Origin of the sequence: Limosilactobacillus vaginalis DSM 5837 = ATCC 49540 (assembly GCF_000159435.1) — a bacterium.
GTDB lineage: Bacteria > Bacillota > Bacilli > Lactobacillales > Lactobacillaceae > Limosilactobacillus > Limosilactobacillus vaginalis.
Map to the genome: position 1 here is coordinate 164,134 of NZ_GG693414.1, position 5,865 is coordinate 169,998.

Annotated in this window: 12 protein-coding genes; 4 read left to right on the forward strand and 8 right to left on the reverse strand. The window is 35.0% G+C overall.

Annotation, left to right across the window (positions count from 1 at the left end; genetic code table 11):
- Positions 1-116: 116 nt before the first annotated feature.
- The 7 genes from HMPREF0549_RS05970 to HMPREF0549_RS06000 form a co-directional block, all read right to left on the reverse strand.
- Positions 117-1,247, reverse strand: coding sequence for a tyrosine-type recombinase/integrase (locus HMPREF0549_RS05970; RefSeq protein ID WP_003717366.1), 1,131 nt, complete (start codon positions 1,245-1,247; stop codon positions 117-119).
- 2 nt (positions 1,248-1,249) lie between these two features.
- The gene (locus HMPREF0549_RS05975; protein WP_003717367.1) at positions 1,250-1,567 is read right to left on the reverse strand and encodes a hypothetical protein; all 318 of its coding nucleotides are present in this window, start codon (positions 1,565-1,567) and stop codon (positions 1,250-1,252) included.
- Positions 1,568-1,841: 274 nt separating this feature from the next.
- Positions 1,842-2,681 (reverse strand): Abi-alpha family protein, encoded by an 840-nt coding sequence (locus HMPREF0549_RS05980; protein ID WP_003717368.1) that lies wholly within the window; start codon positions 2,679-2,681, stop codon positions 1,842-1,844.
- 27 nt (positions 2,682-2,708) lie between these two features.
- Positions 2,709-3,173 carry a hypothetical protein gene (locus HMPREF0549_RS05985; protein ID WP_040531425.1) on the reverse strand — a complete coding sequence of 155 codons (465 nt, stop codon included), beginning with the start codon at positions 3,171-3,173 and terminating at the stop codon, positions 2,709-2,711.
- Between the two features lie 33 nt (positions 3,174-3,206).
- Positions 3,207-3,419 (reverse strand): hypothetical protein, encoded by a 213-nt coding sequence (locus HMPREF0549_RS05990; protein WP_003717370.1) that lies wholly within the window; start codon positions 3,417-3,419, stop codon positions 3,207-3,209.
- Between the two features lie 12 nt (positions 3,420-3,431).
- On the reverse strand, positions 3,432-3,833 hold the full coding sequence (locus HMPREF0549_RS05995) for an ImmA/IrrE family metallo-endopeptidase (RefSeq protein WP_003717371.1): 402 nt from the start codon (positions 3,831-3,833) through the stop codon (positions 3,432-3,434).
- A gap of 1 nt (position 3,834) precedes the next feature.
- Complete coding sequence (locus HMPREF0549_RS06000; RefSeq protein WP_003717372.1) at positions 3,835-4,140, reverse strand: helix-turn-helix domain-containing protein; 306 nt, start codon at positions 4,138-4,140, stop codon at positions 3,835-3,837.
- A 251-nt stretch (positions 4,141-4,391) separates the two neighbouring features.
- On the opposite strand from HMPREF0549_RS06000, the gene HMPREF0549_RS10240 reads away from it, so the two are divergent.
- From HMPREF0549_RS10240 to HMPREF0549_RS06015, 3 genes are read left to right on the forward strand one after another with little or no spacing between them, the layout of a single operon-like run.
- Positions 4,392-4,598, forward strand: a complete 207-nt coding sequence (locus HMPREF0549_RS10240; RefSeq protein WP_040531427.1) for a sigma factor-like helix-turn-helix DNA-binding protein — start codon at positions 4,392-4,394, stop codon at positions 4,596-4,598.
- A gap of 4 nt (positions 4,599-4,602) precedes the next feature.
- Positions 4,603-4,902 (forward strand): hypothetical protein, encoded by a 300-nt coding sequence (locus HMPREF0549_RS06010; RefSeq protein WP_050754867.1) that lies wholly within the window; start codon positions 4,603-4,605, stop codon positions 4,900-4,902.
- 7 nt (positions 4,903-4,909) lie between these two features.
- Complete coding sequence (locus HMPREF0549_RS06015; protein WP_152378531.1) at positions 4,910-5,209, forward strand: hypothetical protein; 300 nt, start codon at positions 4,910-4,912, stop codon at positions 5,207-5,209.
- Here the strand turns inward: HMPREF0549_RS06015 and HMPREF0549_RS06020 are convergent.
- Positions 5,190-5,417 (reverse strand): hypothetical protein, encoded by a 228-nt coding sequence (locus HMPREF0549_RS06020; RefSeq protein WP_003717376.1) that lies wholly within the window; start codon positions 5,415-5,417, stop codon positions 5,190-5,192. The genes HMPREF0549_RS06015 and HMPREF0549_RS06020 overlap by 20 nt on opposite strands.
- Positions 5,418-5,500: 83 nt before the next feature.
- On the opposite strand from HMPREF0549_RS06020, the gene HMPREF0549_RS06025 reads away from it, so the two are divergent.
- On the forward strand, positions 5,501-5,758 hold the full coding sequence (locus HMPREF0549_RS06025; protein ID WP_003717377.1) for a hypothetical protein: 258 nt from the start codon (positions 5,501-5,503) through the stop codon (positions 5,756-5,758).
- Positions 5,759-5,865 lie beyond the last annotated feature (107 nt).

Consider the following 5,865-nt stretch of genomic DNA (forward strand, 5'->3'; position numbering starts at 1 on the left):
AAGAGAGAATCCTTGTGTAGCAAGGGTTCTTTTTGTTTTTAAATTTAATTTGGGGTAAGAAACAGGGTAAAAAAATAATAACCAAAAAGCTAATGGTAGGTTTTTGGTAGGTTTTTCTACAAATTATCAAGTTTAGCTGCCTCCTCATTAATAACATTTTGTGTTACATGAAGATAAATCTGTCGAGTAATATTTCCGTTACTATGCCCAACTCTTTTCTGAATTACATATAGGGGAACACCGAGTTCTGCTAATTTTGAAATATGAGTGTGACGGAAAATATGACTACTTAGTGGCTTGTCGATTTTGAGATTATTTTTTGCTGTACGTAAAAATGAATTTACAGCCGAGGTTTGAATTGGTGTTCCATTTTGCGTGCAAAAGATAAAATCTCTGCTATTATGATTATGTTTACGATCAAAGTATATTTTAACGGCCTTTTCTGGAAGAATAACGGTTCTTGTAGATGAGGCTGTTTTTGTATGTTCACTTTTCTTTTGTTGAGATATTTTAATATGGTTATATTCGAGGGTACCGTCAATATTTACGAACCAACGTTCATCTTTTTTATAGACATCATCGAAATTAAGAGCAGTTGCTTCGCCAATCCTTGAACCTGTTAGGTAAAGCCATTCGAATAGTTGAGCATAGTTCTTGTTTCGCTTATATGTGTAATCGAGCAAGGCCTTCATTTCGCTTTCTTCCAGAAATTTATTTTGTATTTGTTGACCACTAATAGGGGACTTGTAATTTATTTTGACATCGTTTACGGGATTAGATTTGATATAAGAGTGTTCGACAGCATAATCAAATATAGAGTGTAAGAAATACTTGAACTTTGATACATAACCACTAGATAATTTTCTGTCACCATACATAAGCTCTTCTAATTTCTGTGAGATAACCAATGCTGTTATATTTTCAACTAACGAATCTGGAGGGAGAATGCTTAGAAGGGTTCGTTTCATAGTCATATGGTTATAGTAAGTTGAACGACGGACTCTTTTCTTTTCATCATCAAGATATTCAGTGAGTAAAGATTCGAAGGTAACATTATGAATCAAAGTAGTTCGCTTAACTCGGCTTATTATTTTGTTGATTTTATTGTTAAGTATTATTTGAGCCTGTTTAGCGGTCTTCTTCTTATCGTCATTCATGGTTACACTTACGGTTTTCTGTTTATTTGTCAGTGGGTCTTTGTATTGCTCAAAAAAACGGTACTTTTTATCTCGTTGTTGCTTCCACATAGTTATTCCTCCTCAAAATCAATCATGCTAACTGATTCTTCTAAATCATCTAATAGTTCATTTTCTTCGATAAATTTAATCCATTTTTCCTTAGGGGTATGATTGTTAGCTTTAATTGCTCGAGCGAGCTTGTCGTAAATATTTCCAATAAATTGATCGGTGAACTTATCAACTTGACGTCCAATCCGTGCGTCAATCCATCGTTTAGCTGATTGTCGCTTTTTATTTTTGACTTGTTGATCTGCTCTGACTTTATCTTTGAAGTTAGCAACGGCATTTGAGTTGTTATCAATGTATTCTAGTAATTCTTCTTTGTTCATGAGAAAGTCTTCCTTTCGTACATATGTTCTTTTAAGTATCTTTTTAAACCCGTCGATTTCGACGGGTTTAGGATACGAGCGGTGCTATAATTAAATAAACTAATGTTCGGTGGTGATAACCATGCTTAAAACTATAATTATTTCAGTAGCTATTAGTGTCGTACTAAGCTCAGCAATAACAATTTTTGCAATGCGTATTATGAGTGATTTCCTTACACACTTTTTGTCACAGACTGAAACTCGATTCGAAAAAAAGCTGGGGCTTTATAAAAAGTTAAAGCAGTACGATTCTGGCAAATGATTTTCCTAGATTAGTCAATTCCAAGCTCCCGGGAATAAACTTATAATTATCATATTGATGTTTTGTAATGAAAATATGATTGTTAGCAGAATTAAGATTGATATTGAATTTACCATTTAACTTTTGTTTAAGATCCATCGAGTCAACAAGCTGTTCCATTTTGCTAAGATCGTCTTTTTCTGATTCGTTAGAAATACCGTAACTCCTCCTTAATATTCCTAATGATTCTAAAGTATCTATTTGTTCAGAATGTTCTTTAAGAGTAGGTTTGGAGTCGTCATTGTACTCTAAAATAATGTCTTGCATATAGTCACTAAATGACACTGAATCGTGGGTATCAACGAACCTGATTTTGGCAATAGCAATTGCTGGAATTAGCCTTTTGCCCTCTCTAAAATTCTGTAAGAATAGGGCGTCTGCGACAGATAAATTACCCAACACCGTTGAAAAATATGGTGTAATTTTATCTGAGTAATCCTTATTAGCCGCCTTAGAGATTAAATTAGAAAAATATTCTCTCATTAGGCCATCGTTCAATACGTATCTCGAGTCTTCAAAGCCTTTTAACATTATTCCATTATTGGCATTAGTCTGTTTATTTTCGGGTATTTCTTTAATTTTCTTAGCAGTCTTGTTTATCAGGTCATCTATTTCACTGTTTTTGGCCGCCCCATATTTAGCTATCTTACCAAAAACGGCATAAAACAAGCCTGCAACTGTGTAACCAACGCCCTTTGCCACTGGATTGAGCAGAAGCTCCAAAGTGCTTTCAGGGATAAACTCTTTCCATGCCTCTATTTGATTTGGGTCCATATTTACACGTCCTTTCTCCGGAGGGGCTTATTGACTTTCCATTAAGTGCTGAGTCTGTAATTCACCAGATGTTTTCATGTTGTCCGGCGTTGAATCAAGTGCCTGTTGTTGACTCATGCCATAGTGTTGCATCTTATACAAGGCTGGTGATACTCCATATTGGTTTACGAAACTATGAATATCACCTGATTGAGTTGGATCACTGTTTACCTGTTGATTATTTTGCTGACTCGCTTGTCCCTGTTGAGGGGTACTTTGAGTAACGTTCCTTTGTTGTTGAACATTTTGACTATTATTTGAAGAAGCCGAGCTACTAGAGCTTTGCTTCTTTTTGTTTTGCTTCTTGTGGTGTTTGTGTTTCAGCTGAGAGTTTTCTTTCTTTAGGCTACTGATTTCACTACTTGAATTTTTTGCCTTTGTAGACTGGCTACCACAAGCGGTTAAGCTTCCACATACTAATAATGCTGCACAAATTAAACCTACTTTTTTCATAATTATTCCCCAATCTGTCGTCATAACAGGCGGCTATTTTTGATTCATCTTTTTCAACTCTTCTTTGATTTCCTGCAAGTCGTGATGGAGAATTAGTGCAGCATCTAAGCTTGTAAGCTCTGAGTTTGATTCAGTGTTATCATACATTGATTTTAGAGTTTTTTTGTATAACAACTCCTTATTAACATCTGAAAGTTGCTTATCTATTTTTCTAATTTTATCTTCGTCACTTGAAAACAATCCCATAGTAATTTCTCCTTACATTAAATTCTTCATTTTTAGGTCAACAATATATTCAAGATTAATTGGTACCCCAAATTGCTCACAAAAAGTAATTGGATTATCAATCTCAATATCATTGTCATAACAATAAGAGAGCAGAATATCGATTGCTGTACAGTTAGCACGATATTCTGTTTTTGTGTGCACAGTTACTGAGTGATAGTAGTTAACGCCTTCATCATGATTGATTAAGTGTCCCAATTCATGAGCAAACGAGAAAGGAACTTCCCATTTATTGCGCCACTTCATATTGATTAGTACCTTTTGGTATTTACTACTAGCACTTGAAGGGAAATCTGGTGGAAGTTCTTCAGTTAAAGTTGAAGAGATTCCTCGGTCAAATCCGTAATTGATCAAATAAGAGATCAAGTTATTCATACTAATCCTTCCCGTTCATCAACCGTTTTATTAAAGCTTTATCTTCGTCTGATAACGGCTTACCTTGATAGGTAAAAATGACATCATCGTCATCTAGATCGGCTGTTTTATTGCTGCTTGTATTTCCGATTAGATAATCTAATGAGACGTGGAAATAATTAGCAACTTTTTCAAGATTCTCAGTTTTAGGTGATCTAACGTTCCATTTGGATATTTGCCCATTTGAGATTCCTGTTTTTCGCTCTAGTTCTGCGATAGTTATTCCGTGCTTGTTTGCTAAATCTTTAATTCTATCTGCTAAATTCATTTTTGTACGGCCTTTCGAATAATTTAATAGTTAAAAAACTAATATTGTAGTTGACAATTAGTCAAAAGGCTATTATAGTATTACTTGTAAGTTGATTGACAGGCACTTACATAAGTTGACAATAGTCAAAAGACTAAAAGAACTAACAAAAATAAATAGCTTATATGTAAGCTTATTTTTTTAAGTTAAGAATAGTCTAAAAGCTAACTAAAGTCAATTATATTTGAAAAATAACTAAGCGAGGTGAAATGATGCCGAATCTTACGTATAGAGAGAGAATGACAATTCAACTTTTAAGAAACAAAAGAGCGGGATTGCAGCCATCAACTCAACAAGCAATAGCTAACAAGTTCGGGCTGTCGAAAATGTATGTAAGCTCAATTGTTGCTGAAAAGCAGCATGGCAAAAAGTCAGATGAATGGCGCAAAAAATTCGTCGCTTATGCAGGAATGGAGTGATGCAATGAAAATAGAAATGACCGCAAAAGAGTTTGCGGAATACACGGAATACCTTGACCGGCGCAAGCCCAGACTCAGCAGAGAATGGATTGATTTGCGCAGTGAAATTACAAATTACTGCCATTCCCATAAAACGATGAGTCGAAGCTTTTCAACACAGCAGAATTTTATTTATGGCGCAATTCGATTTGTGACAGGAATAAGTCAGATTGACCAGTTAAAGGGAAGCCAAGTTGATTTAGCACGAATGGTATTCCATGAGTTAGTAGAGAAGAGAGAAAACTTTTCGAATGAGATTAACTAAGGAGGCGATGAAGACGAACTTAAAAGATAAGCTTCATGAATTACAAAAAAAGTACCCCCAAGAAAAACTGAGAGTACTTGTAATCAAAGATAGCGATTTGAATTTTGCTTTTACATTTAGAAGAACAATCGGTGTAACAACTATCGAAAGCAATCGCTACAATGGCATTCTGTATCAGCGAATTACTCAAGATAGAACCGATTTTGGAAACCCTAATTCATTAAAGGTTGAACTAATTGTTAACAGTAAATACTTTGACGTTTCAACAGTTCGGTCACTATCACTAATCAAGAGATATGAAATATAAATTCATCATATTCTTCTGAATAACTAATGCCGTTCTTAGAAGCCCAAGACCAAATATGCTGCTTGAAATCAGGAACTTCATCAAAGGCTTGAACATTTACTTTGAATTGACTTTTACCACTTTGTTTAGCCCTTTTCAATTCCATATCAAGTAACAAATGGTCTTGCTTTTCAAACATTTTAAGCTCGTCGCTTGAGTATTTTGGCATAAGTGTTACCTCCTTTCATTGGGAGATGATTTAAGTATAGCAAACGTGTTCGGATGGTAATAAATCAATAAGGAGGCGATTATATGAATCCATGCAGGTACCAATTAACTAATGAAGAGTTTCGTAAAGAATGGAGCGTTCAACATAACAAGCCAATGTCAAGAGCAACCTTTTGGCGAAGAAAAACTTGGGCACAGGAGCATTATCCGCAATGGAGAAAAGTTTTCCTTTTTGATGGGCGAATCGACTTAAAGGAATATCAGAAATTCGAATCATTTTATTCCGAGAAGCAATACGAAGCTCACCAAGACCCACACTTAAAGATTTTGGAGGAAATGTAATGGCAAAGATAGTATTTCTAACAGCAGTAGCAATCGCAATGCTGATTGTGCTGGTGAATTCGTTTCAAGAGGTAAAGAAAAAAGCCACCAAGAAGGTGACTAAATGA

What these genes read in the sequence shown, in the direction of transcription:
- HMPREF0549_RS05970 (WP_003717366.1), bottom strand. Translation starts at nt 1,247, where the DNA reads ATGTGGAAGCAACAACGAGATAAAAAGTACCGTTTTTTTGAGCAATAC.
- HMPREF0549_RS05975 (WP_003717367.1), bottom strand. Translation starts at nt 1,567, where the DNA reads ATGAACAAAGAAGAATTACTAGAATACATTGATAACAACTCAAATGCC.
- HMPREF0549_RS05980 (WP_003717368.1), bottom strand. Translation starts at nt 2,681, where the DNA reads ATGGACCCAAATCAAATAGAGGCATGGAAAGAGTTTATCCCTGAAAGC.
- HMPREF0549_RS05985 (WP_040531425.1), bottom strand. Translation starts at nt 3,173, where the DNA reads ATGAAAAAAGTAGGTTTAATTTGTGCAGCATTATTAGTATGTGGAAGC.
- HMPREF0549_RS05990 (WP_003717370.1), bottom strand. Translation starts at nt 3,419, where the DNA reads ATGGGATTGTTTTCAAGTGACGAAGATAAAATTAGAAAAATAGATAAG.
- HMPREF0549_RS05995 (WP_003717371.1), bottom strand. Translation starts at nt 3,833, where the DNA reads ATGAATAACTTGATCTCTTATTTGATCAATTACGGATTTGACCGAGGA.
- HMPREF0549_RS06000 (WP_003717372.1), bottom strand. Translation starts at nt 4,140, where the DNA reads ATGAATTTAGCAGATAGAATTAAAGATTTAGCAAACAAGCACGGAATA.
- HMPREF0549_RS10240 (WP_040531427.1), top strand. Translation starts at nt 4,392, where the DNA reads ATGCCGAATCTTACGTATAGAGAGAGAATGACAATTCAACTTTTAAGA.
- HMPREF0549_RS06010 (WP_050754867.1), top strand. Translation starts at nt 4,603, where the DNA reads ATGAAAATAGAAATGACCGCAAAAGAGTTTGCGGAATACACGGAATAC.
- HMPREF0549_RS06015 (WP_152378531.1), top strand. Translation starts at nt 4,910, where the DNA reads ATGAAGACGAACTTAAAAGATAAGCTTCATGAATTACAAAAAAAGTAC.
- HMPREF0549_RS06020 (WP_003717376.1), bottom strand. Translation starts at nt 5,417, where the DNA reads ATGCCAAAATACTCAAGCGACGAGCTTAAAATGTTTGAAAAGCAAGAC.
- HMPREF0549_RS06025 (WP_003717377.1), top strand. Translation starts at nt 5,501, where the DNA reads ATGAATCCATGCAGGTACCAATTAACTAATGAAGAGTTTCGTAAAGAA.